23 protein-coding genes, 1 tRNA gene and 1 other annotated feature are annotated in these 26,416 nt (G+C 36.8%); of the genes, 6 read left to right on the top strand and 18 right to left on the bottom strand.

Going from position 1 to position 26,416, the window contains the following annotated elements; genetic code table 11:
- The first annotated feature begins 21 nt into the window (after window positions 1–21).
- Entirely contained in the window at window positions 22–528 is a 507-nt protein-coding gene (locus IGK03_RS01890) for a phosphatidylglycerophosphatase A family protein (RefSeq protein ID WP_002355457.1), read from the top strand.
- Between the two features lie 150 nt (window positions 529–678).
- A complete protein-coding gene (locus IGK03_RS01885) occupies window positions 679–1,128 on the top strand; it encodes a YehR family lipoprotein (protein WP_002382937.1) in 450 nt (149 codons plus the stop codon).
- A gap of 51 nt (window positions 1,129–1,179) precedes the next feature.
- On the opposite strand, the gene IGK03_RS01880 is transcribed toward IGK03_RS01885, so the two are convergent.
- From IGK03_RS01880 to IGK03_RS01825, 12 genes are all read right to left on the bottom strand, one after another.
- A complete protein-coding gene (locus IGK03_RS01880; RefSeq protein ID WP_088294347.1) occupies window positions 1,180–2,097 on the bottom strand; it encodes a hypothetical protein in 918 nt (305 codons plus the stop codon).
- A 355-nt stretch (window positions 2,098–2,452) separates the two neighbouring features.
- A complete protein-coding gene (gene nhaC, locus IGK03_RS01875; RefSeq protein WP_002363118.1) occupies window positions 2,453–3,859 on the bottom strand; it encodes a Na+/H+ antiporter NhaC in 1,407 nt (468 codons plus the stop codon).
- 124 nt (window positions 3,860–3,983) lie between these two features.
- Window positions 3,984–5,402, bottom strand: a complete 1,419-nt coding sequence (gene tyrP, locus IGK03_RS01870; protein ID WP_002355453.1) for a tyrosine-tyramine antiporter — start codon at window positions 5,400–5,402, stop codon at window positions 3,984–3,986.
- A gap of 202 nt (window positions 5,403–5,604) precedes the next feature.
- A complete protein-coding gene (gene tdc / locus IGK03_RS01865) occupies window positions 5,605–7,467 on the bottom strand; it encodes a tyrosine decarboxylase (RefSeq protein WP_002355450.1) in 1,863 nt (620 codons plus the stop codon).
- 298 nt (window positions 7,468–7,765) lie between these two features.
- Entirely contained in the window at window positions 7,766–9,022 is a 1,257-nt protein-coding gene (gene tyrS / locus IGK03_RS01860) for a tyrosine--tRNA ligase (RefSeq protein ID WP_002355444.1), read from the bottom strand.
- 191 nt (window positions 9,023–9,213) lie between these two features.
- Window positions 9,214–9,428: a binding site (T-box leader), on the bottom strand.
- Window positions 9,429–9,719: 291 nt separating this feature from the next.
- Entirely contained in the window at window positions 9,720–11,165 is a 1,446-nt protein-coding gene (cls, locus tag IGK03_RS01855; protein WP_002361214.1) for a cardiolipin synthase, read from the bottom strand.
- Between the two features lie 166 nt (window positions 11,166–11,331).
- Window positions 11,332–11,814 (bottom strand): VOC family protein, encoded by a 483-nt coding sequence (locus IGK03_RS01850; protein ID WP_002355441.1) that lies wholly within the window; start codon window positions 11,812–11,814, stop codon window positions 11,332–11,334.
- Window positions 11,815–11,836: 22 nt separating this feature from the next.
- Window positions 11,837–12,712, bottom strand: a complete 876-nt coding sequence (locus IGK03_RS01845; protein ID WP_002392650.1) for an aldo/keto reductase — start codon at window positions 12,710–12,712, stop codon at window positions 11,837–11,839.
- A 278-nt stretch (window positions 12,713–12,990) separates the two neighbouring features.
- Window positions 12,991–13,064, bottom strand: a tRNA-Lys gene (locus tag IGK03_RS01840).
- 81 nt (window positions 13,065–13,145) lie between these two features.
- On the bottom strand, window positions 13,146–13,283 hold the full coding sequence (locus tag IGK03_RS01835) for a hypothetical protein (protein ID WP_002355364.1): 138 nt from the start codon (window positions 13,281–13,283) through the stop codon (window positions 13,146–13,148).
- A 6-nt stretch (window positions 13,284–13,289) separates the two neighbouring features.
- A complete protein-coding gene (feoB, locus tag IGK03_RS01830) occupies window positions 13,290–15,440 on the bottom strand; it encodes a ferrous iron transport protein B (protein ID WP_002364927.1) in 2,151 nt (716 codons plus the stop codon).
- The gene (locus IGK03_RS01825; protein WP_002355361.1) at window positions 15,437–15,910 is read right to left on the bottom strand and encodes a ferrous iron transport protein A; all 474 of its coding nucleotides are present in this window, start codon (window positions 15,908–15,910) and stop codon (window positions 15,437–15,439) included. Before IGK03_RS01825 ends, feoB begins: the two co-directional genes overlap by 4 nt.
- 512 nt (window positions 15,911–16,422) lie before the next feature.
- Here IGK03_RS01825 and IGK03_RS01820 point away from each other — a divergent pair.
- From IGK03_RS01820 to nrdF, 4 genes are all read left to right on the top strand, one after another.
- A complete protein-coding gene (locus IGK03_RS01820) occupies window positions 16,423–16,647 on the top strand; it encodes a redoxin NrdH (RefSeq protein ID WP_002355360.1) in 225 nt (74 codons plus the stop codon).
- 1 nt (window position 16,648) lies between these two features.
- Complete coding sequence (gene nrdI, locus IGK03_RS01815) at window positions 16,649–17,026, top strand: class Ib ribonucleoside-diphosphate reductase assembly flavoprotein NrdI (RefSeq protein ID WP_002355359.1); 378 nt, start codon at window positions 16,649–16,651, stop codon at window positions 17,024–17,026.
- Window positions 17,007–19,166: a class 1b ribonucleoside-diphosphate reductase subunit alpha gene (gene nrdE, locus IGK03_RS01810; protein WP_033625396.1), complete on the top strand. Its 2,160-nt coding sequence runs from the start codon at window positions 17,007–17,009 to the stop codon at window positions 19,164–19,166. The genes nrdI and nrdE overlap by 20 nt, the downstream gene beginning before the upstream one ends.
- A gap of 200 nt (window positions 19,167–19,366) precedes the next feature.
- The gene (gene nrdF / locus IGK03_RS01805) at window positions 19,367–20,332 is read left to right on the top strand and encodes a class 1b ribonucleoside-diphosphate reductase subunit beta (RefSeq protein ID WP_002355357.1); all 966 of its coding nucleotides are present in this window, start codon (window positions 19,367–19,369) and stop codon (window positions 20,330–20,332) included.
- 39 nt (window positions 20,333–20,371) lie between these two features.
- Here nrdF and IGK03_RS01800 read toward each other — a convergent pair whose 3' ends face one another.
- The 6 genes from IGK03_RS01800 to dapF all read right to left on the bottom strand — a co-directional run bounded on the left by IGK03_RS01800 (window position 20,372) and on the right by dapF (window position 26,398).
- Complete coding sequence (locus IGK03_RS01800) at window positions 20,372–21,658, bottom strand: TPM domain-containing protein (RefSeq protein ID WP_016617053.1); 1,287 nt, start codon at window positions 21,656–21,658, stop codon at window positions 20,372–20,374.
- A 45-nt stretch (window positions 21,659–21,703) separates the two neighbouring features.
- Window positions 21,704–22,273, bottom strand: a complete 570-nt coding sequence (locus tag IGK03_RS01795) for a LemA family protein (protein ID WP_002385314.1) — start codon at window positions 22,271–22,273, stop codon at window positions 21,704–21,706.
- A gap of 158 nt (window positions 22,274–22,431) precedes the next feature.
- The gene (locus IGK03_RS01790) at window positions 22,432–23,133 is read right to left on the bottom strand and encodes an MgtC/SapB family protein (protein WP_002355354.1); all 702 of its coding nucleotides are present in this window, start codon (window positions 23,131–23,133) and stop codon (window positions 22,432–22,434) included.
- A 95-nt stretch (window positions 23,134–23,228) separates the two neighbouring features.
- The gene (nagB, locus tag IGK03_RS01785; RefSeq protein WP_002355352.1) at window positions 23,229–23,930 is read right to left on the bottom strand and encodes a glucosamine-6-phosphate deaminase; all 702 of its coding nucleotides are present in this window, start codon (window positions 23,928–23,930) and stop codon (window positions 23,229–23,231) included.
- A 129-nt stretch (window positions 23,931–24,059) separates the two neighbouring features.
- On the bottom strand, window positions 24,060–25,268 hold the full coding sequence (locus tag IGK03_RS01780; RefSeq protein WP_002383706.1) for an LCP family protein: 1,209 nt from the start codon (window positions 25,266–25,268) through the stop codon (window positions 24,060–24,062).
- A gap of 149 nt (window positions 25,269–25,417) precedes the next feature.
- Window positions 25,418–26,398 carry a diaminopimelate epimerase gene (gene dapF / locus IGK03_RS01775; protein WP_002370226.1) on the bottom strand — a complete coding sequence of 327 codons (981 nt, stop codon included), beginning with the start codon at window positions 26,396–26,398 and terminating at the stop codon, window positions 25,418–25,420.
- Window positions 26,399–26,416: the final 18 nt, after the last annotated feature.

Raw genomic sequence — 26,416 nt, 5'->3', positions numbered from 1 at the left:
CAGAAATTAGGAGGACAAAAAATGGTAATCCAAGGAGATACGTTAGAAAATAGCGCACGTCGTTTATTGCAAGAACGTGGCGTAACAATGAATGATTTAGCTGAACTTGTGTTATTTTTACAAAAAGATTATATTGACAATTTAACATTAGATACTTGTTTAGAAAGTGTTGATGCCGTGTTAACAAAGCGTGAAGTACACAACGCGATTATTACAGGTGTCCAACTGGATATTCTGGCGGAAGAAAACAAGCTACTTTCACCGTTACAAGAAATTTTAACGGAAGATGAAGGGCTTTATGGCATTGATGAAATTATGGCGCTCTCCATTGTAAATGTTTATGGATCTATCGGTTTTACGAACTATGGGTATATCGACAAGGTAAAACCAGGCATTTTAAAAGAGTTAAATGCGCATGATGGCGAACATGTCCACACATTCTTGGATGATATCGTGGGCGCAATTGCGGCTGCGGCTGCCAGTCGGTTGGCTCACTCACAACCAGATTTAAGTGATATTACTAAATAAAAAAACTTGCCTCTTCTCATAAAAATGAAGAGGCAAGTTTTTTTATTTAGTTTTATTTGCTGGACTTCTCACAAGCTTTCTACTTAACAGTAATTATTTGCCGTGTTATGTTACACTCAAGAATAAACAGCTAAAGGAGGTTATCTAGAAATGAAAAAGTTTTTACGCGTATTTTTAATTTTTATTGGGGTATTTTTTCTTGCAAGTTGCGGTTCAAAAATAGAGACAAAAACCTTTGTAGGTTCGCCACAAGATGGGATTGATTCCACCTTAACCTATACGTACCAAGGAGATAAAGTCTTAACGCAAACGGCTAAAAACATTGTTTCTTATGACAAATTGGGGATTACAAAAGAAGAGGCAAAAACAGCGTTGGAACCCGTTTCTAAACAATATGAGGACATCAAAGGGCTTAATTACAAACTGACCTATGAGGACAAACAAGCCATCGAAAAATTGACGATTAATTATGAAAAACTTGATTATGATAAAGCCAAAAAAGTAGATGGTATCCAGATTGATGGAGATTCTTCTAAGGGAATTAGCATGAAGAAAAGCCAAGAATTGGTGGAGTCACAAGGTTATACAGAACAAAAATAATAAAAGAAAGCGTGCGACAATGGGCATTGTCGCACGCTTTCTTTTTATTAATTACATCGATGTTGCCATCTTCACTGCTTGAATTGGGTCAAAATGATGGACAGAGTAAACGACTGTACCGGCTTGCCAAACTACTGAGTTTCGATTATAGTCAGTGGTTTCTGCCACGTTCAGTGTGATTTGACCAACGGTATTCGGTGCTGGCAACGTTTCTTGTTCCAAAATGTTGACAACATTTTTCGCTAAATCATCAGGCGATTCACCATTGATATTTGAGGCCCGTACGACTAAACTCCAATTGCCTTCTTGCCAAGATAAGTAACTAGAACCTGCCGCCCCTTGTTTATAACCAGTGATATTGTAACCTAAATCTACTGGTTGACCGCCATTGTCAATGATTTGGTTCACTGCATTTTTTGCTTCGGCATCAGAGCCATATGTTTTTTTCTCAAAAGAACTAATTGGCGTTAACTGATTAACACGTGCATCATTCACTGGAATCGCTTCTTTTTCTGCATAATATAAAACACGGAAATTGTTTTGATCCGCTTGTGAAGTTGTCGCTGCAGTTAAAAAGTTATTCGTTTGACTCGTTAAAATTGCCTGCGGTAAGCCTTGACCAGGAAACATGTTTGCTAGCTGGTTAAGCACTTGCTTGGCTTGGTCATCTGGATTCGCATTTTTCGCGGGTGATTGTTTTTCTGCTGAGCCATTATTTACCGCTTCCTTCGTAGAAGAAGCTGTTGCTTTCGAATCAGCTGTCGTTGTTCCTGACGGTTTCGCATCACTAGATTTCGTTGCTGCTTTGCTACTTGATTCTTTTGTAGCAGATGCTTTTGTACTCTCGACTGTGGTACTTTCCGCAGCACTGGAACGACTATCCGTATTTTCTGTACTTTTTCCGCCGCCGCATGCTGCTAAAGCAAGGGTTAAAAGAAAAGCACTAGAAATAAGCCCTATCTTTTTCATAAGAATTCCTCCTTGTTTTCCCTACCCCTATTGTACCTTAATCATGTGTATCCGTCACTTGTTTGTGTTTCGTTCTAGTTGGTTTAAATAACAGAAAGTGGACGGTAGGATTCGAACCTACACCTCAACATTGAGCAAGAATAAACTACTGTTAGTCTCTATGAGTTTAACACCACGTTCATCCACCTATTTGATTGATCCTTTGTATCATAACTTAGAATAATTAAATTGCCTTTAAGGAGCTTCAAAGATTATATGAAGAATTGTAAAAAATCTGTGACGAAAAAACGATTGAACCAATCAGCAGAGACACTGAGGTTCAATCGTAACCAATTGTTTAATTATCTGAAAAAACTCACAATTCAACGTTAGTCCCTGGTGCTTTTTTGTTTTCCCCTTGTTGTTTTTTTAAGAATATCCCCAAAATGACAGTGATAATAGGGCAAAGCAATGGGAAAAAGGCATACGGTAAGTATTCTAGTGCACCAACTTTTAACGTTCCCATAATGAAGGTACCACTAACTCCCCAAGGAATTAACGAGTTGACTGCCGCCCCAGCATCTGCCAAAGTACGAGTTAAATATTTTTTATCAATACCTAAACGAGTAAATGAGGATTTAAATGTTTCCCCTGGTAAAATAATTGACAAATATTGTTCGCCAACTAGTAAGTTAATTCCCACAGAACTTAAAGCAGTTAAAGCGATTAATTTGGCTGGATTATTCACATAGCCTTTAATTTTATCAATTAAAGTAGCCACGATGTTAAACTTAATCAACAAGCCGCCCAAACCTAATGCCAAAATAATCAACGCAGCAGAACCTAACATGCTTTCAATCCCACCACGAGATAAAAGTGTATCAATACTTTGGTCCCCTGTATCTGCCACATAACCACTCATTAAAATGGTAGAAACTTTCGCTAAACTTAGGTGATGATCATTTATAAAAGCTAAGATGACCGCCACTGTAGAGCCGACTAGTAACGTTGGAATAGCCGGTACCTTTTTCCAGGCGAATAAGAATAAAACCGCTACTGGCAACAATGTAATCGGTGAAATCCAGAATCCTTGATGTAACGTTTGGACCATTGCATCAACCGATTGTAAATCCGCTGAACCAGATTGATGCCCCAAGAAGATATAGCCGACAATCGAAATAATAAACGCCGGAATAACAGTGTACATCATGTTTAGTATATGTTCAAAAAGGTTCACGCCACCAATTCCAGCAGCTAAGTTTGTTGTATCAGATAACGGTGAAATGTTGTTCCCTAAAAAGGCACCTGAAACAACTGCGCCAGCTGTCATCGCATTGTCGAATCCAAGAATATGTCCAATACCTAGAAAGGCAATCCCCATAGTTGAAACAGTCGTAAAGGAGCTCCCTACCGTCACACCAACTAGTGCACAGACCACAAAAACGGTTGGTAAGAAGAACTTCACTGAGATAATTTTAAAACCATAGACCATAATTGTTGGAATCGTCCCAGACAAGATCCAAGTAGCAACTAAGACACCTATCAACAAGAAAATAATAATCGGAATGATCCCTGGTTTAATCCCTTCCACAATGCCTTCGTGGATCTCATCCCAAGAAAATCCTTTCCATTTGCCATAAAGCAACAACAACATGAACACAAAAAGAATCGGTATGTGAGGGGTTAATTTTTGACCAATAATTAAGTACCCGAGAATCGCTAACAAGGCAATCAAAATGCCTAAACTTTCAGCGAACGAAACAGTGGGTTTCGTTGATTTCATATGAAAACCTCCTTTTATGGAAAGCGAAAACTGAAGCAATAATCGAACTTGCTTCAGTTTCCAAACGACAATTTACTATAGTCATCAGGTGAAGAGGCACTCAGCAAAATAATTGCTAGCCTTTTTATTCACCTAAATCTTCTTTTACTTCCGTTGCCCAACTTGCTTTTTTAAAGCGATTAATGATTAACGGAATCACAAACATAACAATAGTGATTAATGCAACTAAGACTGCATCAGTCACGGTTGTTGTACCTAATGTGGCGAAAATAACAATGATAACACTAAAAATTAACATTGCTGCCACTAAATAAGCTAAGCCATTACCTTTTTTACCAATTCGGTAAGGACGTAGTGTATCTGGTTGAGATTTACGTAATTTAATTAGGGAAATCGCAATCAATACATACACAATACTATAAATAATTGTTGTTGCATTTGTTAAAGTTAAGAATACAGCGTTGACATCATCCATTACCCCATAAAGTAAAGCGAATAATGAGATAACTACAGATTGTGTTAACACAACGTTACGAGAAACGCCATATTTATTTTCGCGATGGAAACCAAATTTTGGTGGCAATAAGCCATCACGAGCAACTTGAATAATTGTTTTTGATGGTCCAGTAACCCAAGCAGATAATTGTAATAACACACCTAAGAAGACCATGAAACTAAAGATATTACCAATAATTGTTGGTAAACCTAAAACGTCACAATAAAGCAAAATTGGTTGTGTAATGTTAGACAATTCCATTTTGCCATTTGGAACAATATTAGCAACAAACATTGCATTAATAACGTTTAATAAAACTAAACCAATTAATGAAATGAAAACGCCTTTTGTATAATTTTTTGTTGCATCTTTCAAACGAGGAATATAAACAGAAGACATTTCAATCCCAACAAAGATAAACGCAATCCCTGCTAGATATTTAAATGTGTCCATATTTTCTAAGTTTGGTAAAACTTTTGACCAAGAGAAGGCACCTAAATAGCCGCCAGGTGTTAAGCCTACTTTAATCATTGAAAGAAGACCTAAAACAAACATAACTAATACTGGGATGTAAACACCTAGCCAAACACCAATATTTCCGCCAACTTTCGCCATGTCAAATTTCAAGTTCAAGATTGTAATAATCCAGTAAATCACTAAGATACAACCTAATACGAACCAATGATTTTCACCTAAATGAACATTACCAAATGTATTACCTAGCAAAGGGCCTAATGTAGAAGCAACCATTACCATTCCTGGGAACATTTGCACCCATAGTAACCAAGCGACAACAAAACCCCATTTGCTACCTAAGGCAGTTTTAACCCAAAGTTGAGGGCCACCTTCTTGAGGAAGCATCGTAGATAATTCACCAGATATCAATGCGATTGGACCAGCAAAGAATAAGACCGCGAAAATTGTGTAAGAAATTAATGTCCAACCAACAGCAGCAAGTGTTGGGATACTACGTACAGTTGCACACAATGCCATTGTTAAACCGATAAAAGTACCTAATTCAATTTTTTTAACTTGTTGTTTATCCAATTTTGTACACTCCTTATAAGATTTTGGATAAGGAGCATGAATGACTGTTATACGCTGAGTAAAACAGTCATTCGACTGCCTCTTACCCAGACAAAGAATTGGTTAAGAGGTTAGCCGTCTGGTTGATTTATCTATTGAATAAATCAACCAGACCAACGTTCCCTCGTTCGGTTACCATTTCTTTTTTCCGTTTAAGATTCAATTATTTTACGTCGTAAATTTGTTCTAATTTTTCTTGTAAAGCAGCTTGAATCTTAGGAGCGTAAACATCAAATTCTTCTTTATCGTTCATGTATGGAGTCATTACAGCAGCACGTAACACAGTTACTTTACCTGCACGGTTCCATTCTTCGTCACTAAATCCTAAGCTGTTTACAAATTTTAATGGGCTGTTGCCATAATCTGGAATAGCAAAGTCAGTATGTGAAGTAATGAATTCGTTGTTGTAAATATTTCCTTTAACGTATGATGCATAGTCATATACATCATGGTTTAATTTGTTCATTGCTACTAAATCATCGTTGCCTTTTTCTTTAAACACATAGTCAACCATGTTGAAGTCTGGATGAGTTAATGTGTGGACTTCGATTTCTTTGTCGCCAACTTTGAATGTTAAATCATTCAAGAAGTTATAGAAATGATGTGATCCTTCAATTGAAGCACCAATTAATTTACCATAACCTGCAACGTTTAAAGGTAAAACGTGATGTGCAGCCCATACAGAAGCAGCTGTTGCACCAGCTTTTGAACCTTCAAGGATATAAGCACCTAGTAATGCAGGAATATCGGCACCTTTTTCAAATACGTAAGTTGCGAAGTAAGAAATAACGTCGCGCATACGGATATCTTGGATAACGATACCACCAGCTGAATAAGGGATATAACCCATTTTATGAGGGTCAATTGTTACTGATTCTGCTAATTCGATTGCTTTATATGCATCATACACTTCTCTTGAAATGTGTTCTTTTTTCTCTTTGAAGACACCGTATTCTTCATGAACATCTTGTAAATCTTCGTAAGGGATGAAGTTGTTGTCTTCGTCTAAGAAGATGGCACGTCCATAACCACCATAAGCAGCATCCACGTGTACATAATAGTAAATACCGTCTTTCATTAATTCATCGCGTAAAGCAATAATTTTATCGATTGAGTCAACGGCACCTTCTTCAGTAGAACCAACTACACCGACAACACCTAGCACTGGAATTTGTTCTTCTGCTAAGCCACGAACGATTTTTTCTAATTCGTTGATATCCATACGGTAGTTATGGTCAACTGGTACTGGGATAACTTGATCTAAACCGATACCGATAATATCAGCAGCTTTTAACCAAGAATAGTGTTTAGTTTGTGGGACTAACCATTTACCGATTGCTTGTAAATGTTTACCTGAACGAGCTGAATGAGCTTTGATTTCATCAATTTCATCTTCAGCTGATTCTAATAAGTCCATAATTTCTTTTGTTGGCATGTTCAATAGTTCCCAATCTGATTTGCCAGCAACTAATTCTGGTTTTACTTCTTTCATAGCAAATGGTAATGATTTAATGTTACGGGCATACCATAAGCCTTCTAAGTTAGCTAAAGAACCATCAGCAACGATGTGTCCCCAACCATTTTTGTAGCTCATTAAGTGAGCAAATTCATGTCCTACTTCTTCTTCCATTTGAGAAGTTGCTGGAGAAGATTCATAGGCAACGTTGTTCCCGTTCCATAGCATTGCAAAGTTGTAAGCTAATAGAGAAGGCATTAATGTTTCTGAGTTCATATGTCCCCAATATCTACCTGCTGTATGCCATGGAACTGAATGTGTACGCATGCGAGAAGAGATTTCATTCAATACATCTTTCATATGGTTGACAGTTTTTTCGTAGCTTTCAGATGTGCGTTCTTGAGAAGAGATAACTGGCATGTCTTGTGGCATGTAGTTTTGACGCCATCCTAAATGTTCATCTACTAAGTCGATCAACAAGTCTTTATATAATTGTCCGTTTTCGGCTTTGTCCCCAATGAATAGTGCATTAAGGTTCATTTCGCCTTTTGCTAATTTTTCGTTTTTCATACGAAAATTCCTCCTTACAAATTTTAATGAATTAGATTTTGCATTCACAACTTACACCCAAACGGCTAAAGTGTAAAGAAGAAAAATAACAATGGTTATCATAGCTCTTTAATTTTATAATTTTTTCACAAGGTGTCTTGTCAGAACCATTATATAAAAAAATAAGAGTGGGATTGTGTGTACAATCCCACTCTTATTAGGTGTATTAACGGTTTCACCACTACCTGTAAGGAGAAATAGAATTTTAACTTTGATCAAATAATCACACGTCTTCTCTTCGTGAAATTATTATCAATTTCTAATCCATTACTTTTGCTAAAAAGTAATTTTTCTTCCCTTTCCGTACAACAACGAATTTTCCATCGAAATGTTGTGTTGGATCGACTGCAAAATCTAAATCGGTAACTCGGTCACCGTTAATACTTATAGCTCCTCCGCTCACATCTTCGCGAGCTTGACGTTTTGATGGTTCGATTTCTGTGTCAACTAACCAATCTACGATGTTTTTAGCATCTTTGGTAATTTCAACAGTTGGCACATGTTCTAACCCTTGCTCGATTTCCTCAATCGTTAAGTCTTTAATATTGCCTGAGAAAAGAGCTTCTGAAATTTTTTGCGCTTCTTCTAATGCTGCATCATCGTGAACAAATCGTGTCACTTCTTCAGCTAAGCGTCTTTGTGCTTCACGTTTACCTGGTTCTTTTTCAACTTTTTCAGCTAACGCATCGATTTCTTCTTTATCTAAGAAAGTAAAGAATTTCAAGTATTTGATGACATCACGATCATCTTGGTTTAACCAGAATTGGTAGAATTCAAATGGTGAGGTTTTCTTAGGATCTAACCAGATAGCGCCACCCGCTGTTTTCCCAAATTTTGTACCATCTGCTTTTAGCATTAAAGGAATAGTTAACCCGAATACTTTGGCTTCTGGTCCTTCTTTTTTACGAATCAAATCTAATCCTGCAGTGATATTGCCCCATTGATCAGCACCACCAATTTGCAATTGAATATTATGTTTTTTATGCAATGTGTAAAAGTCAATTGATTGAAGAATTTGGTATGTGAATTCTGTAAAGGAAATGCCACTTTCTAAACGACTAGCGACAATGTCTTTTGCCAACATCGTGTTGACATTAAAGTTTTTCCCGTAATCTCTTAAAAAATCTAATAAAGATAGTTCTGATAACCAATCGTAGTTGTTCACCATTGTTACCTCAGCATCTTTACCAAATAATTTTTTCATTTGGTTTGAAAGACTGTCCACATTATGTTGCACAGCTTCCATCGTTTGTAAGACACGTTCGGTTGTTCGTCCACTTGGGTCACCAATTGTTCCAGTTCCGCCACCAATTAAAATGTATGGGTGATGACCTGCTAATTGGAATCGTTTCATCATCATAAAAGGAATTAAATGTCCAATATGCATGCTATCTCCAGTTGGATCGACACCGCAATATAGCGAAATGCTCGTATTTTCTGTAAGTTCTCTTAGTCCTTCTTCGTTTGTTTGTTGATTGATTGCATCACGCCATGCTAGCTCGTCAATGATATTCATGTTATCACCCTCCATATTTATAATTATCTCTTTATAGGAAATCGTTCATTTAACGAAATAAACGATTAACACACTTGTTTTTACACGATATCCCGTGTTTATTTCTATGTATACACGGGTTCACGAAATTTTCTTTGGTCTGCCACGTATTCAAAAAAAGAATACAAAAAATCCCTAAGCCGTCAAAACGACTTAGGGACGAATTTCTCGTGGTACCACCCAAATTTATACATAGTTTAATTTATTTAAAATACTATATACCTCTTAACAAATAACGCTGTTACCCGTGCCCTGTAGGCAGAAGCTCAAGAATGTAATTCGATAAATAACGTGTACTAGTTTCCAGCGCCACTAGCTTTCTGTAACAGTGGTTATTTCTCTACTGCTTTTCTGTCATTGCTTTGTATTTAACTTGTACATGTAGCATATTCCTTTTCGTTTTTTTTGTCAACACTCTTTGCTTAATTTTTTTTACTTTTACAAAAGATGTCCCTTTTTCACAAAAATAAAATAACAAATTAACAATAAGATTTATTCGTTTTAACAGCAAATACAGATAAAAAAATAACGAATAAAATTAAAAAATATTCTTTAAAATTTTTTTGACTTTTTTTGTGATTTTCTATACTTTTATAAAATTCCCGAAGAAAAATGACGAACTTCGGATCAGAAGTTCGTCATTTTGTGAAAAACAGTTTTAAAGAATTGGTGAAAATAATCGTGAAATTTGTTGTTTAAAAATCAACCATTTTGACATGTCGCGAACAACTTCTGGAGTCATTGTTGTACATTTTTTTCGATCTTCTAAGAAAATTGCTTCTAATTGATCAATGATTTTTTTATCATATAACACAGCATTTGCTTCAAAGTTTAATTTGTAACTTCGGATATCTTGATTGGCTGAACCAACTGTGCAGACTTCATCATCCATAATCATTGTTTTCGCATGTAAGAAACCACCGTTATAAATTAAAATTTCAATATTTTCTTTCATCAATAAGCGGCCGTAATACTGTGTTGCTCGATAAATAAACGGATGGTCGGGCTTATCTGGAATCATAATTTTAACATCTACTCCTGAAGCCGCAGCAACCTTTAAAGCAGCCAAGACACTATCATCAGGAACTAAATACGGCGTTTGAATCCAGACTCTTTTCTTGGCAGAAGTAATCAATTTAATAAAGGCCAATTTAATTTGTTCACGGTCACTGTTAGGACCACTGGCAATCATCTGAATGGATGTATTTGCCTCTGGCACCAATGCTTCAAGTTTAAAGAAATAATCCAATTGATACGCCACACGATTTTTCTCGGGGGAAGAGACGTTCCAATCCATTAAAAAACGCATTTGCAGTAATGAGGCTGCTGGCCCTTGAATCCGTAAATGCGTATCCCGCCAATAGCCAAACTTTTTAGTCGTTCCAGCATATTGATCGGCAACATTAAAGCCGCCAATGTAGCCTACTTTTCCGTCAATAACAACAATTTTCCGGTGATCATGATAATTCAAACGAAACTTCAAAAGTGCTTTTTGAGAAGTAATAAATGTTTGGACAAAACCGCCGTTTTTTTTCAATTCATTCAAATGATGAACCTTGGTGCCCTTTGAGCCAAAGGCATCGTAAAGCAACCGCACTTCAACCCCTTCAGCCGCCTTTTCTTCTAATAAGTTCAAAATTTTGGTGCCGATATGATCCGTTACAAAGGCATAATATTCAATATGAATGGAGTGCTGAGCTTTTTTTATGTCCGCCATCAACGCATTGAATTTTTCCGTACCATCCGTAAAAATTTCAACATCATTTTTCTTAGTCAGAGGCATCCTATTTAACGAGGAAAAAAAGTCTGTAAACTGTTGTTGCTCCTCCGTCGGCATCTTTTGACTATAAAGTTCAAAACTTTCTTCTTGGAAATTCTGAAAATTCTCTAATTCCCGCAAATCACTTTGTTGCAAATAAAATTTCTTTTTGTCGGTTAAACCGCGACCAAAGAATAAATATAAGAAAAAACCAAAAACGGGTAGAGCAATCAGTACGAGTAGCCATGCCCAAATTGCTGCTACATCTCGAGGTTTTAACAAAATGGTAATTCCCGCAATAATTGCATTAATAAAATAAATAACTGTTAAGACGCTAAGAATCAATTGTCTTCCTCCTTTATTTGTTACGTTTTAGTATACCATCAATTACGGATTTGGAATATCTTTTCTTTAGCTGCTTCTGTCTCAAAAAATAAAAAGACCCCCTCATTCTAGTACCAGTAACTAGAATGAGGGGGTCTTTTTGATGTTTGTTTGAAAGTCTTTTAACTTAATTTCGTGTAAATGGACCTTTAGGAGCAATCAATTCTAAATTTGTACCATCTGGATCGGTAAAGTAAGCAACCCCTGTACCAAAACCGCTCTTCAAGCCATCTTCTTCTTGGAATGTAATCGGCTCTCCATCAGGTTCTACGCCAATCGCTCTTAAACGTGCAACAGCTGCATCAATATCTTCCACTTCGAAACACATATGCATTGCACTAATTTGTTCGTTGGAATAAGAAGCTTTTTCTGATTTTGGTTTAACATATTCTAATAAATCAATATTGATGTTTTCTAGATGCACATTGGCATACTTGATTAATGTATCATCTAACCCTTGTGTTTGGGCCATCCGTTTTCCACCAATTTCATCACGATTTGCGATTTTTGTTCCTGTTAATGCTTCATAAAACTTCACTGATTCATCCAAATTACTGACTGTAATCCCCACGTGGTTGACTACTGAAAAACCTTTAACTGCTTCACTCATTGTATCTCCTCCTAGTTAATTTTTAGAAATCAAACGTGTCTGGATCTGGTCCCACACGTAACGATTCATTCAATTGGTTGATTTGTGCCATTTCTTCTGCACTTAGTTCAAAATCAAAGACCGCTGCATTGCTAATCATCCGTTCTTTGTGGACAGATTTCACGGCTAATAAGATATCTTGTTGAATATCCCAACGTAAAATCACTTGGGCTGCTGATTTATTATGGTTCTCAGCAATCGCCAAAATGGTTTCATTAGATAATAATTGGCCTTGCATCAATGGTGACCAAGCTTGGACTTTGATATCATGTTTTTCACAGAAATTACGCACTTCTTTTTGATCCAATTTTGGATGTAGTTCCACTTGGTTAATTACCGGAACAACTTTTGCATAAGAAAGTAAATCTTCTAAATGATGAACTTGGAAGTTGCTGACACCAATTGCTTTCACTTTTCCTTCGGCGTATAAAGTTTCTAAAGCTTGCCATGATTCTTTGTAAGAATTATTTCCTGGCCAATGAATTAAATACAAATCTAAATAATCTAAACCTAAACGTTCCAAACTATCATTGAAAGCTTGAATTGTTTCATCATAGGAAATATGCGCGTTCCAAACTTTCGAGGTAACAAATAAGTCCTCACGGTTCAAACCAGTTGCCGCTAAGCCTGCTTTAATTCCCGCTCCTGTGCCAGATTCATTACCATAGATTTGCGCTGTATCGATTAAACGATAACCATTGATAATCCCTTCTTCGACCACTTTTGCTGTCTCTTCATCTGGTATTTGGAATACCCCGAGACCCATTCCTGGAATTTTAGTGCCGTTGTTTAATGTTACTGTATCTGCTAGTGATGTAATCATTTGATTCGCTCCTTTAACGTTTTCTGATATCATCATATACCGTGCCGTACATGCTGTATAGTACGTACTTTTTCGTTTCATAGGAACCAAAAAGTGCGCTTTTTGTTAAATTCGCTTTTTTAGCCTAAAAAATTTTTAACTTTTTTTATATAACATACTTTTTCTCTCTTCTAAGCGTAGCATTCTTTAAATGATTTAACTAGTATATCCCTCACGACACACGACATTTTATGCAAAAAAAGAGAACGCGTACTCCGTCTTCGAAACGTCCTAAGACGCCGACAGAATACCGTTCTCGTGGGTTTGGCACCCAATGGGGGCATAGGGATTCGAACCCTAGACCCTCTGATTAAGAGTCAGATGCTCTAACCAACTGAGCTATGCCCCCGTTGTATAAAATAGCTTTTCAGCTACCTCAATATTGTAGCACTCCGCTATTATTTATACAAGAGGGAATTTTTTTCAGTTGTTATTCTTGTGAAGATTGTTCTTTTTTTACAGGACAAGCTGTTTGACAATCTTCACAACTTTCCCCTTTTTTGATTCGTCGATAGGTGATGATTCCTGCTGTTCCAAAAATTAAAATGGATAAAATAATTGTTGCCATCCGTTATTACCCTCTTTCTAAAGAAGTGATTGCTTGGACACTTTCTTTGCCTGGCTTTGGTTTTCTTATAAGGAAATAAAAGCCAGCTAAAACAACACCCATCGCTAAAAAAGTCCCCAGAGTTAGTGTGCCTTTTTCGAATAACACATGGCCCAATTGATAAATCACAAAACTAACCATATAAGCCAAACCGCATTGATAACCAATGGCTCCTAATGTCCATTTGAGGTCTCCCATTTCACGACGAATTGCGCCAATTGCAGCAAAACAAGGTGCACATAATAAGTTAAAAGTTAAGAACGAATAGGCCGCGACTGGCGTAAAGGTGTGTTGCAGTGCGCCCCAGACTTCTACCCCGTTTTCAGAAACATCTTTCACATTGCCAAATAAAATGCCTAAGGTACCAATAATATTTTCTTTCGCTATCAATCCTGTAATTGTGGCAACTGCCCCTTGCCAATTACCCCAGCCTAATGGGATAAATAGCACCGCCAACCCTTTACCTAGAAATGCTAGAATACTTTGACTTTCTGGAACGGGTTGAAACGTCACAGAATAATGTGACATGAACCAAATGAGAATACTGGAAACAAAAATAATCGTTCCTGCTTTTTTTACAAATGAGCGACATCGTTCATAGGCATGCCGAACCACACTTCTAAGCTGTGGCAAATGATAGGCGGGAAGTTCCATAATAAATGGTGCTGGATCTCCCGAAAAATGCTTGGTCTTTTTTAAAGCAATCCCTGACAACACAATGGAAGCAACCCCTAAGAAATAAGCAGAGGGCGAGACCCAACTTTGGTTAGGAAAAAATGCACCTGCAATCAGAGCGATAATTGGCAACTTCGCCGAACATGGCATAAAAGTCGTGACCATAATAGTCATTCGCCGATCGCGTTCGTTTTCAATCGTTCGACTAGCCATCACGCCTGGGACCCCACAACCTGTCGCAATTAACATTGGAATAAACGACTTACCAGATAGGCCGAATTTCCGAAACAAGCGATCCATGACAAAGGCAATCCGTGCCATATAGCCACAATCTTCTAAAAAACCTAAACATAAAAACAGGACGGCCAGTTGTGGTAAAAATCCTAACACAGCCCCAACACCTGCAATGATCCCATCTAAAATTAAACTTTGCATCCATGGCGCTACTTGCCATTGCGCCAACCAATTTCCCACAAATTGAGGAACCCATTCCCCAAAAAAGACATCGTTTAACCAGTCTGTCCCCATTGTACCAACCGTTTGAATAGACAAGTAATAGACCAACCACATCACAAACGCAAAGATTGGCAACGCCAACCACCGATTGGTTACCACTCGGTCAATCTTATCACTGTGAGTAAATGTCATTTCTGTTTTTTTCGTCGCACACAAAGCAATTAATCGAGCAATAAAGGCATAGCGTTCATTAATGATAATGGCTTCACTTTCATCTTGAAAGATTTTTTCGGTAATTTGTATGACTTCTTCAATTTCTTTTTCTTGAAAAGAACTCAATAATAATTGCTCTTTGGTTCGAACATCTCGTTCAAAAAGTTTTAAACTATACCAACGCTGTTGCGTTTCAGGAACAGTATTTCCTAAAATATCAACAATTTCAGCAAGTGCTGCTTCTAAGCGATTATCATAAGAAGGATAAATAACCTCTGTCTCTATGGCATTCGCTCGCTGCTTACTTTGTTTTAAAGCATGATCCAACCCACGATTCTTCAAAGCACTAATCTCAACGACAGGCACGCCTAAGCCATAACTTAACTTTTCACTATTCAATGTTTGGCCGTTTTTTTCCAACAAATCCATCATATTTAACGCACAAACAACCGGTAATCCAGTTTCAATTAATTGTGTTGTTAAATAAAGATTCCGTTCCAAATTGGTCACATCGAGAATATTCAAAATCACTGAAGGTTGGTCCTCCAAAAGATAATCTCGTGCCACAATTTCTTCAGGCGTATAAGGAGAAAGAGAGTAAATCCCTGGCAAATCTTGAATAATGAGTGTCTTATCTTTCTTTGCCACCCCCTCTTTGCGTTCCACAGTCACCCCTGGCCAGTTTCCAACATATTGGTTGGCTCCTGTTAACATATTGAACGTTGTCGTTTTACCGCTATTAGGGTTGCCGGCTAGTGCAATTTGCTGAGTCATTCGCTTTCCTCCTTTTCAACCAAGATTAGTTCCGCTTCACTTTTTCGTAACGTTAGTTCGTAGCCACGTACATTGATTTCAATTGGATCAGCTAAAGGAGCTACTTTGCGAATAAAAATTACTGTTCCTTTTGTTAAGCCCATGTCCATCAACCGACGTTTCACCGCTCCTTGTCCGTGGATCCCTACTATTGTAGCGCGCTCTCCAACTTTCAAGGTATCTAAGGAGACCCAAACTTTCTCATTCGCCGAGCGCTCCTCCACATGAATCGCTTGTAAAATCGTATCTGTCAGCGCAATTCGACTATTATGTAATAAAACAATACCATTTTGATTTTGATAATTGACAAGGACAACTGCTTGGCCTGCAACGACACCTAAATTGTTCAGATGTTTCTTTGTCTGAACATCTGCTTGGACGCTTTCGACTGTATAGACTTTCCCAACTTCTGCCTGCGCTAACGTAATCATTTACTTTCCTCCATGTGAAAAAGTTTCAAACGAAAATGAGAATCGTTCTCAATTAAAAGAATACGCTTGCTTACACGGAAAGTCAATGAATTTCTGGATGTATCTCCTGTTTTCTTCTATTTTCCTTCTATATAGAGACACTTTTTTCAGGTTACCATTTTTGAAAAAAGTCAGCTCTTGTTTTTTATGTTACTAGCTACTATAAAATTCCACTCATTCAATAACAAATCCGCTTATTTTTTCTTCTTGTGCCTAACTCAAATGTCAACACAATATTTAGTGTTTTTTCACTAAATGTTCTCTTTCAAAATTTTAATTTTTTTGTTTGTCAAACACTGACCAATGTGTTTTTTCTCCCAAAAACGAGGATTCACGTGTTTTCATTTTTCTTTCAAAAACACAAAAACTAGTATTATGAGAAAAACGCACCACAATATATAGTGTTAAAGTGTTGACTTTTTTCTACATAGATTTATACTAGTCTATGTAGAAAAAAAGAGGAGGAACTTTCAATGAACGTAAAAATCTTTTCAAAAAATAACTGTATCCAATGTAAAATGGCGAAACGTTTCCTAAGTGAAAATAACATCGCTTTTGAAGAAATCAATATCGACGCACAACCAGATGCTATCGACTGGTTAAAAGAACAAGGGTTCCAAAGCGTACCGGTAATCACATCTGAAGCAACAACCGTTGTTGGCTTCCGTCCAGACCAATTAAAACAATTGGCTAGCTAAGATGAAACTTGTTTATTTTTCAGTCACCGGTCAAACAAGGCGCTTTATTAAAAAATTGGATTTGCCTGCTTATGAACTTGAGCCAGCGAATCCTTTTTTTGAAATAAATGAGCCTTTTATTCTTGTCATTCCTACCTATGATGCAGAAATTACAGAGGTAGTGAATGACTTTCTTGATTATAAAAGTAACCAAGAACTGTTAGTTGGTGTAGCTGGTGGGGGCAACCGTAATTTTGCTGAATTATTTGTCTATACCGCCAAAGATATTGCCCGCGATTACCACGTTCCGCTTCTATACTCCTTTGAGTTTAGCGGAACAGACGAAGACGTGGAGACCTTTAAGAAAGTAGTGGAAGAAATTGAGTCTAAAAGAAATTAGAGATGTCAGCTATTTCAAACTGAATAACGAGATTAACCGTCCTGTTGATGGTCAAATCCCTTTAAATAAAGATAAAGAAGCACTCGCAGCCTTCTTTAAAGAAAATGTAGAACCGAATACACGTAAATTCAGCTCTGCTGAAGAAAAAATCAACTTTTTAATGAAAGAAGATTTTATTGAAACTGAATTCATCGAAAAATATTCAATGGACTTTATTGAAAAATTGTATGCTTTCTTAGATGAACAACATTTCCAATTCAAGTCTTTCATGGCGGCTTATAAATTTTATTCTCAATACGCTTTAAAGAACAACGCCGGAACAGAGTATTTAGAAACATATGAAGATCGGGTTGCCTTTAATGCCTTGTATTTTGCGGATGGCGATGAAGAGTTGGCTTTAACATTGGCGGATGAAATGATCCATCAACGGTATCAACCAGCCACACCTTCTTTCTTAAACGCTGGGCGTAAACGTCGAGGTGAATTGGTTTCTTGTTTCTTAGTTCAAGTAACAGATGATATGAACAGCATTGGGCGTTCAATTAATTCTGCCCTTCAATTATCACGAATCGGCGGTGGCGTAGGGATTACTCTTTCCAACTTACGTGAAGCGGGCGCACCAATCAAAGGTTACGATGGCGCAGCAAGTGGTGTTGTCCCTGTTATGAAATTATTTGAAGATAGCTTTAGCTACTCTAACCAACTAGGTCAACGTCAAGGTGCTGGTGTGGTCTATCTAAACGTCTTCCATCCAGATATTGAAATGTTCCTATCTGCTAAAAAAGAAAACGCTGATGAAAAAATCCGTGTAAAAACGTTGTCTCTGGGTGTTATTGTTCCTGATAAATTTTACGAATTAACACGTAACAACGAAGATATGTATTTATTTAGTCCTTATAGTGTGGAACGCGAATATGGTGTGCCTTATTCCTATGTAGATATCACCAAAGAATATGATAACCTAGTGGCCAATCCAAACATACGTAAACGTAAAATTAAAGCCCGTGACTTAGAAAATGAAATTTCTAAATTACAACAAGAATCTGGCTATCCTTATATCATCAATATTGATACAGCTAACAAAAACAATCCGATTGATGGCAAGATTATCATGAGTAACTTATGTTCTGAAATTCTTCAAGTTCAAACGCCTTCTGTTATTAATGGGAAACAAGAATATGAAGTTTTAGGAACAGATATTAGTTGTAACTTAGGTTCAACTAACATTGTTAATTTAATGGAAAGTCCTGACTTTGGAAAATCTGTCCGCGCTATGACGCGTGCGTTAACTTTTGTAACAGATGCTTCTGAAATTGATGTCGTGCCAACTATCCAAAATGGAAATCGTTTAAGCCATACAATCGGACTAGGCGCAATGGGCTTACACACCTTCTTCGCTAAAAATCATATGGAATACGGCTCTGAAGAATCACTAGACTTTACAGACATTTATTTCATGTTATTAAATTACTGGACTTTAATGGAAAGTAACCAAATTGCGAGAGAACGTAACCAAGTCTTCCACAATTTTGAAAAATCAGATTATGCTTCTGGTGCTTACTTCGATAAATATATTGAAGGCAACTTTACACCAAAATTTGATAAAGTGAAAGAAATCTTCAAAGACATTCAGATTCCAACAGCTGAAGATTGGGCTGCGTTACGCGATGCTGTGAAAAAAGATGGTCTTTATCATCAAAATCGTTTAGCCGTAGCGCCAAATGGTTCAATTTCATATATTAATGATACTAGTGCCAGCATTCATCCAATTACTCGCATGATTGAAGAACGTCAAGAGAAGAAAATTGGTAAGATTTACTATCCAGCGCCTTATTTAGCGAATGATACAATCCCTTACTATACTTCTGCTTACGATATGGATATGCGCAAAGTGATTGATGTCTACGCAACAGCGCAACAACACGTTGATCAAGGAATGAGTTTAACCTTGTTTATGCGTTCAGAAATCCCTGAAGGCTTGTATGAATGGAAAGAAACACCAAAACAAACAACCCGTGACTTGAACATTTTACGTCATTATGCGTTCAACAAAGGGATTAAATCAATTTACTATATTCGTACATTTACAGATGATGCTGAAGAAATTGGCAGCAATCAATGTGAGTCTTGCGTGATTTAATGAAAAGCACTTAAATAAGGCGTTCTGCTTGAGCGTCTTATTTTTTAGGAATGTTCTCTTTTTAAACAGGACATTTTCAGATATACTGGACAAAGAAGAACGGCTGCACGCTCCTATTTGGACTCTGTAGAACGTTTTAAGCGAAGAAACGAGACAACTAGTCAAATAGACTGCTGTCCCAGCATACAGGAGGAATAACCATGGCAACGTATTATGAAGCAATTAACTGGAACGCCATTGAAGACGTCATTGATAAATCCACTTGGGAAAAATTAACCGAACAATTTTGGTTAGATACACGGATTCCGTTATCCAATGACTTAGATGATTGGCGGACTCTTTCCGATTTAGAAAAAACTACTGTCGGCTACGTTTTCGGCGGTTTAACTTTATTAGATACTGTTCAATCAGAAAGCGGCATGGATCAACTGAGAAATGATGTGCGGACGCCTCATGAAGAAGCCGTCTTAAATAACATCCAATTCATGGAATCTGTCCATGCCAAAAGTTATTCTTCTATCTTCAGTACATTAAATACAAAAAAAGAGATTGATGATATTTTTGAGTGGACAAATACCAACAAACATCTGCAATATAAAGCAGAACGGATTAACGAAATTTATAAAAACGGTACTCCGTTAGAGAAAAAAATTGCTAGTGTATTTTTAGAAACGTTTTTATTCTATTCTGGGTTCTACACTCCCCTTTACTATTTAGGAAACAATAAACTAGCGAACGTCGCTGAAATTATTAAATTGATTATCCGTGATGAATCAGTGCACGGCACGTATATTGGCTATAAATTCCAATTAGGATTTAATGAATTACCAGAAGATGAGCAAGATAAACTAAAAGACTGGATGTATAATTTACTTTACGAATTGTACGAAAACGAAGAACGTTATACAGAAGAATTATATGATGACTTAGGTTGGACCGAAGAAGTAAAAACCTTTTTACGTTACAACGCCAACAAAGCTTTAATGAACTTAGGTATGGATCCCTTATTTGCGGATACAGCCAATGATGTGAACCCGATTGTAATGAATGGTATTTCGACAGGAACTAGCAACCATGACTTCTTCTCTCAAGTAGGAAATGGCTATTTACTAGGAACAGTTGAAGCCATGAAAGATGATGACTATCTTTACGGTTTAGATAAATAGCAAAAAGCTAGAAACGATTAACGTTTCTAGCTTTTTATTTTACCAACTTCCAGAGGCACCGCCACCGCCGAATGAGCCGCCACCGAATGAACCACCACTGCTGCTACCAGAACTACTATGATTAGACGGATTGTATTGTGAGTTTAAATAAGCATACGTCAAAACACTACCATCATAACTATATAAAGTATCTCCTACTAATAAACGCCCAAAAGATTGTTTTTTTGCATTTGGATATATACTTAGTAAAGAACCACGCTTAGTGGCACGTCTTATTTTCCCTTTTGTGGCAAATAACGTTGCTCCATTAAGATATAAACAATAAAAAGAAGTCTTTTTCATCTTATTTAATACTTTCTTTGTCTGTTCTGAGTTATTTAGGACAGCCTTTGTTGGTAAACAATTCAAATAATCTTGATACATTTTTTTAACAAGTTTTCTTGTTCTTAAAATTTGTAAAATATAAACAGCACAAATGAGCATCCCAGCAATACTTGCCATTAAAAGAACATTTCTTTTCGTTGTGTTAGTGTTTAACTCTGCTTGTATATTTGTTAATTCATTATCCACTTGTGCGGTTTTTGAATTGATTGCAGCCGATACTTGATCAATAATTTTATTGAGACCTGTATTATAATCCTCGTCTCTAAAAGCCTCTTTTACTTCTTCATTATTAATAATATCATCCGCATAGCTATCCGTTAAAATACTCTCTAAGCCATATCCAACTTCCAAGCGAGACTCGCGATCCTCAATTGCCATTAGAAAAACCACACCATTATTTTTTTCACGATCCCCTACACCTAATTGATTAGCAATCTTATTGCTGTAAGATTCAACAGATTCCCCACTAGGTAACGCAGGAACGGTAATAAGCATAAATTGTGCGCCATTCGCATTTTCCAACAATTGTTGATTCAATTGAAACATTTTCTGTTTAAGTTGATTTGAGACAATACCTGCATTATCTGAAACATAGATATTAGCATCATTAATGTTCAACTGCCCATTCGTTCCAGTAATTGTCACTAATTCATTTTCACCAGTTATTTCTTGTTTAGAAAAGTTATTTATTGTTGTCTGGGTTGACGCTTCAGTCATTTTCCCTGCTAAAATATCGTCTCTCTTTTTTTGTAAGACTTGTTGCTTCTCTCTCAGTGCAGTTTGTTTTGCTTCATAGGAGATTCCCTTTCCTTCATGCCAAGCAGCCATTCCTAATATTAAAATCATACTTAAACTAATTACCACAACAATCGTTGTATTCCGCTGATGCTTTTTATAAAACAAACGAACTTTTTCTTGAATTTTTTCGACTTTTTTATCCAACCTTCCTCACTTCTTTCTTTTTAACCCAAATTTTCTATAATTTTTTTATTTAAATTTTACTTGTGGCACTTCTTTTCCCTGCTCTGTCGCAACATAGTTAGTTTTCTTCTCAAATCCTAAAAGTTTTGCAATTATTTTATCAGGGAATTTTGAAATCTGTTGGTTATATGTTTCAACAGCTTGTATATAGTTACGGCGTTCAACAGAAATTCGATTTTCAGATCCTTCTAATTGAGTCATTAAGGTTTTGACATTTTCAGAAGAAGCTAACTTTGGGTAATCTTCATTCAATACTGTAACAAAATTACCTAATCCTTTTTCAATTTGCTCATTTGCTTGCCCTTTTTCAGAAGAAGATTTTGCTCCTGCGTATGCTTTACGTGCTTCCGTTATTTCTTTTAAAACTTCTTTTTCTTGAGTCATACTGCCTTGAACACTACTGACAAGATTCGGAATTAAATCAGCACGTCTTTGCATTACATTCTCTACTTGTGACCATTCTGCTTCGACTTTATTATCTAAAGTAATCAATTGATTATAAGCTTTCATCACAAATGCACCAATAATCACAACGACAACAACAATAATACTAAGAAATTTATTTTTTTTATTCATCTTACTTATCACCTTTCTTTCTAACTCGTAATACAATCATAACTCTTTTGTAATCTTTTTGAAATATTAAACTTAAAAAATCAGTCCTAGGTCCTAGAAGAAAACCGCCATAAGCATTTTAACTTATAGCGGTTGTCATTAATTATAAATAGATGTTTCTACACATTAATCAATCGTAATTTTGTTACATTATTTGAAACAGATAGGTCTTCGATAACATCGGCATACGTTAGGCCTTTAGGCAAATCAATAGTATAGATATTCGTATAGATTTTTGTATCATCCACCCAAGAAACATTGAAGTTCACATCATAAATTTCAATATGTTTTTCTTCAAAATACTGATTAATAAATTCTTTGGTTTCTTGTTTATGTTGATAGCGAATTTCTAATTTTTTGATTGTTGGTACGTGAATAATTCGTTTGACAATGGTTAAGGCAAATAATACACCGATAAAACTTGTTAAGGCAATCGTATAGTAGCCCATGCCCACCGCAATCCCTAAACCAGCAACGGTCCATAGCGACGCGGCTGTCGTCAATCCTGTGACACTTTGTTTCGTTACAATGATGGTTCCAGCACCTAAAAAGCCGATTCCACTTACAACTTGTGCGATCAATCTTGCTTGATCTGAACGAATGACCCCCGTCAAAGCCGGATTAGCTAACGCATCTTTCAATGCATTGATTGCAATTTGCGACTGAATTAACGCAATAATAGCCGCGCCCATACAAACTAAAATGTGAGTGCGCATCCCTGCTGGGCGATTCTTATATTGTCTTTCAAAACCAATTGCGCCACCCATCACCATCGCTAGGACTAACCGTAAAATAATTTCTGGAATTGTTAGCTGTAACATCCTTTTCACCTCTTCTTCTATTACTTCCAGTATAACAAAAAAAGAACTTGAAACATAAGGAAATCCTTATGTTTCAAGTTCTTTTTAATCAACGATTATAATTTACTTGCAGCTGCATCATCAATGATTACAACAACATCTTGATGGTTTTGTAATGCACTTGCTGGCATGTCTGTTGTTACTGGTCCGTCAATCATTCCTTTAATGGCCTCTGCTTTTGCTTCGCCATAAGCCATTAAAATCATTTTTTTACCTTTCATGATTGAGCCAATCCCCATAGAAACAGCACGTGTTGGGACATCTTCTACTTTGTCAAAATAACGTTTGTTTGCGTTGATTGTTGATTCAGTCAACTCAACGACATGTGTTAAGCTATCTAGAGGTGTGCCTGGTTCGTTGAAACCAATGTGTCCATTTTGACCAATACCTAAGATTTGGATATCTACTGGATGTGCATCGATAATTTTTTCATATTCTGCGGAAGCAGCATCTAAATCTTCTGCTTTACCATTTGGTACAAATGTTTCTTTAAATGGTTTTTTGTCAAATAAGTGTTTGTTCATGAAATAACGGTAACTTTGCTCATCTTCGCCACCTAAACCAACATATTCATCTAAGTTTACAGAAGTCATTTCTGTAAAGTCGACATCACTTGCTGTCATTTCTTTATATAATGTTTCTGGTGTACTACCTGTTGCTAAGCCTAAAACTTTCGCACCATTGTTCATACCTTCTTTAATTAATTCAAACGCTTTTTTGCCGCCTTCTTCTGCATTTGCTACACGGATAATTTGCATTTTGACACGCTCCTTACGGTTTATTTTGGTATAGTCCAATTATAACACCTTCTGAAAAAAATTTCTAGAATAAAAGAAAAAAACTTCTATTTCCATCAGAAATAGAAGTTTTCGAGCTTGTTTAACAGATTAATATTGTGGTGCGTTGGGATCCACATACGTATTTGGATCAGCATAAGCGTTTGGATCTGTGTACGTATTTGGGTCAACGTACGTATTCGGATCATAGGCTCCTTCTGCTGCTTGTTGCGTATTGCCGTTGTATTCTGTTTGACCGGCTGTGGTGTCCGCTGTGCTACTCGAACTAGTAGAGCTATTGGCACTTGAATCACCAGATTCACCAATCAGTGCAGTATCTGTAACAGCATAGCTAAACTGATTATAAAAGGCTAAATCTTTTTCACGTTCAGAAGCATGTTCTTTTAAACCAAGTTGTTTTCTAAGCGTTGTTTGTGTTTTGTATAAGCTATTTGGATCTAGGACTTGATAATAAATATCATCAATGGTTGCACTGTATCCTTGTAATTGTTCAGAGTCAATTGTTTTAAAGGCAGATAAATATTTTGATTGGATGTCCATCATGTCATCCCAAGTTAAGTCTGTTTTTACGTTGGCTTCAACAGCATCAAGAATTTTTCGATATTTTGAAACACCGTCAAAACTCATGACTTTGCGCACAATTTTCTCAACAACTTCTCGTTGGCGGCGTTGACGACCCACATCTCCTTCAGGATCTTCGTGACGCATCCGCGCATATGCCAAACCTGTCGTGCCATCTAACTTGATTTTACCTGCTGGAACAGTAATACCGTCCAACGTAAATTCACCAATCGTATTATCTACTTCAATACCGCCTACCGCATCAATCAGGTCTTTTAACCCTTTCATATTGATGGATACATAGTGATGGATGGGAATATCCAGTAATTCTTGGACTGTATTAATCGCCATTTCGGCGCCACCAAATGCATAGGCATGGTTCAATTTGTCTTGTGTGTCATTTCCAACAATATCTGTTAGAATATCTCTATCCAAACTGATCATTGTGGACTTGTTTTCTTTCGGGTTGATGGTTACAACCATTGTAGTATCTGAACGACCTTGTTCTGTTCGGCCTAAATCGCCTGTGTCAATCCCCATTAAAAGAACAGAGAATGGTTCTTGCGCATCAATATTGGCCGTGGCTCCTTTATTGGACTTACGGTTAACTGATTGATAGATCCCATTAATTGTTGAATTGGCATCTGAATACATCTTAATCCCGTAAGCACATACCCCAGCTACTACCACTAGCAAGACGCTCAAGAAGCCCAGTACTACTTTTTTCCATAGTTTCATAAGACACTTCCTCGTTTATCTAAGAATAATTCTTAATTCATGCCCTTTATTTTCTCATAGTTTGCTTATTCAAGCAATATTTTTTATTTTTTGGAACAAGAACTTAACACAATTGTAAAATAAAAGAGCGCTTTACCAAGGAACAATTGTTATTTTTGAGAAAGTGTTTGCAGAAATTCTTGATAATGTTTTTGTTCATTCGTTTCAGTGATAGTTATTTTCTCAAATGCACCATTTAGTAAATCAGTCAGTGATCCTTCAATCAAATGCGTAATCGTGGCATTCCCAATTAATTCCATCCAATAACTGCCATCTGACGTTTCGTGGACGACTGTTTTCACCATACCTCCAGCATTTTTGACGGTTATTTCTTCATAAAAAACACCATCTTTCAATAACGTATAAAGTAAACTACTTGCGCACATAGCTGTCCCACAAGCACTTGTAAAACCTACACCACGTTCATACGTTCGAACAAATAGTTGATTTTTGCCAAGAATTTCAACAAAACTCACATTTATCCCTTCCGGAAAATATGGATTTTCATTATTTACATAGGTAGCGATTCGTTCAAATTCTGGACCATTTAAGGTTTCGTGATCCACAAATGCTACAAGGTGCGGATTAGGCACTGCTACCGCTGTAAAGCGAATGGTTTTAGATAATGCTGGTACGATTTCATCAATTAATGTTTGGACCCCTAAATGCATTGGGATAGTGACTGCTTCAAAACTTACTGGCGAAATTTCCACTTGGTAAGTCGCTACTTCTTCAGCTAAATTGGGGGCTTGACGTACTTTCAAATCTGCAAACATTGTTTCAACTGTAAATGATTTTTCTTGGTTTTTTTCAGCTAAATAACGGGCAACCGTACGCAAGCCGTTCCCGCACATGCTTGCTTCACTACCATCGCTGTTAATCACTCGCATTCTAGCATTGGACGTGCCGTGAGTCCCTTCTCCTACCAAAAGTAACCCATCTGCTCCCGCCAATAATCCTGTTTCCCGTGAACATAACTGGATGCGCAATTGCTCAATTTCCTCAGCGGTTAAAGAACGCTCAAACTGTGTTTCATCCAATAAAAAGAAATCATTTTCTGACCCGTGTACTTTTTGCATCATAACATTCATTTTTTTAGCTCCTTCTTT

This window comes from Enterococcus sp. DIV2453a, from assembly GCF_050533535.1.
Taxonomy (GTDB): Bacteria; Bacillota; Bacilli; order Lactobacillales; family Enterococcaceae; genus Enterococcus; species Enterococcus faecalis.
This window is presented reverse-complemented; position numbering and strand designations above follow the sequence as displayed.

Coding starts and splice junctions, on each gene's coding strand:
- IGK03_RS01885 (WP_002382937.1), top strand. CDS start 679: ATGAAAAAGTTTTTACGCGTATTTTTAATTTTTATTGGGGTATTTTTT.
- dapF (WP_002370226.1), bottom strand. CDS start 26,398: ATGAATGTTATGATGCAAAAAGTACACGGGTCAGAAAATGATTTCTTT.
- tdc (WP_002355450.1), bottom strand. CDS start 7,467: ATGAAAAACGAAAAATTAGCAAAAGGCGAAATGAACCTTAATGCACTA.
- IGK03_RS01850 (WP_002355441.1), bottom strand. CDS start 11,814: ATGAGTGAAGCAGTTAAAGGTTTTTCAGTAGTCAACCACGTGGGGATT.
- IGK03_RS01835 (WP_002355364.1), bottom strand. CDS start 13,283: ATGGCAACAATTATTTTATCCATTTTAATTTTTGGAACAGCAGGAATC.
- IGK03_RS01790 (WP_002355354.1), bottom strand. CDS start 23,133: ATGTTACAGCTAACAATTCCAGAAATTATTTTACGGTTAGTCCTAGCG.
- IGK03_RS01845 (WP_002392650.1), bottom strand. CDS start 12,712: ATGATGATATCAGAAAACGTTAAAGGAGCGAATCAAATGATTACATCA.
- IGK03_RS01880 (WP_088294347.1), bottom strand. CDS start 2,097: ATGAAAAAGATAGGGCTTATTTCTAGTGCTTTTCTTTTAACCCTTGCT.
- IGK03_RS01890 (WP_002355457.1), top strand. CDS start 22: ATGGTAATCCAAGGAGATACGTTAGAAAATAGCGCACGTCGTTTATTG.
- nrdI (WP_002355359.1), top strand. CDS start 16,649: ATGAAACTTGTTTATTTTTCAGTCACCGGTCAAACAAGGCGCTTTATT.
- nagB (WP_002355352.1), bottom strand. CDS start 23,930: ATGCAAATTATCCGTGTAGCAAATGCAGAAGAAGGCGGCAAAAAAGCG.
- nrdF (WP_002355357.1), top strand. CDS start 19,367: ATGGCAACGTATTATGAAGCAATTAACTGGAACGCCATTGAAGACGTC.
- IGK03_RS01825 (WP_002355361.1), bottom strand. CDS start 15,910: ATGATTACGTTAGCGCAGGCAGAAGTTGGGAAAGTCTATACAGTCGAA.
- IGK03_RS01780 (WP_002383706.1), bottom strand. CDS start 25,268: ATGAAACTATGGAAAAAAGTAGTACTGGGCTTCTTGAGCGTCTTGCTA.
- IGK03_RS01820 (WP_002355360.1), top strand. CDS start 16,423: ATGAACGTAAAAATCTTTTCAAAAAATAACTGTATCCAATGTAAAATG.
- nhaC (WP_002363118.1), bottom strand. CDS start 3,859: ATGAAATCAACGAAACCCACTGTTTCGTTCGCTGAAAGTTTAGGCATT.
- IGK03_RS01795 (WP_002385314.1), bottom strand. CDS start 22,273: ATGAATAAAAAAAATAAATTTCTTAGTATTATTGTTGTTGTCGTTGTG.
- tyrS (WP_002355444.1), bottom strand. CDS start 9,022: ATGAATATCATTGACGAGCTAGCATGGCGTGATGCAATCAATCAACAA.
- feoB (WP_002364927.1), bottom strand. CDS start 15,440: ATGACTCAGCAAATTGCACTAGCCGGCAACCCTAATAGCGGTAAAACG.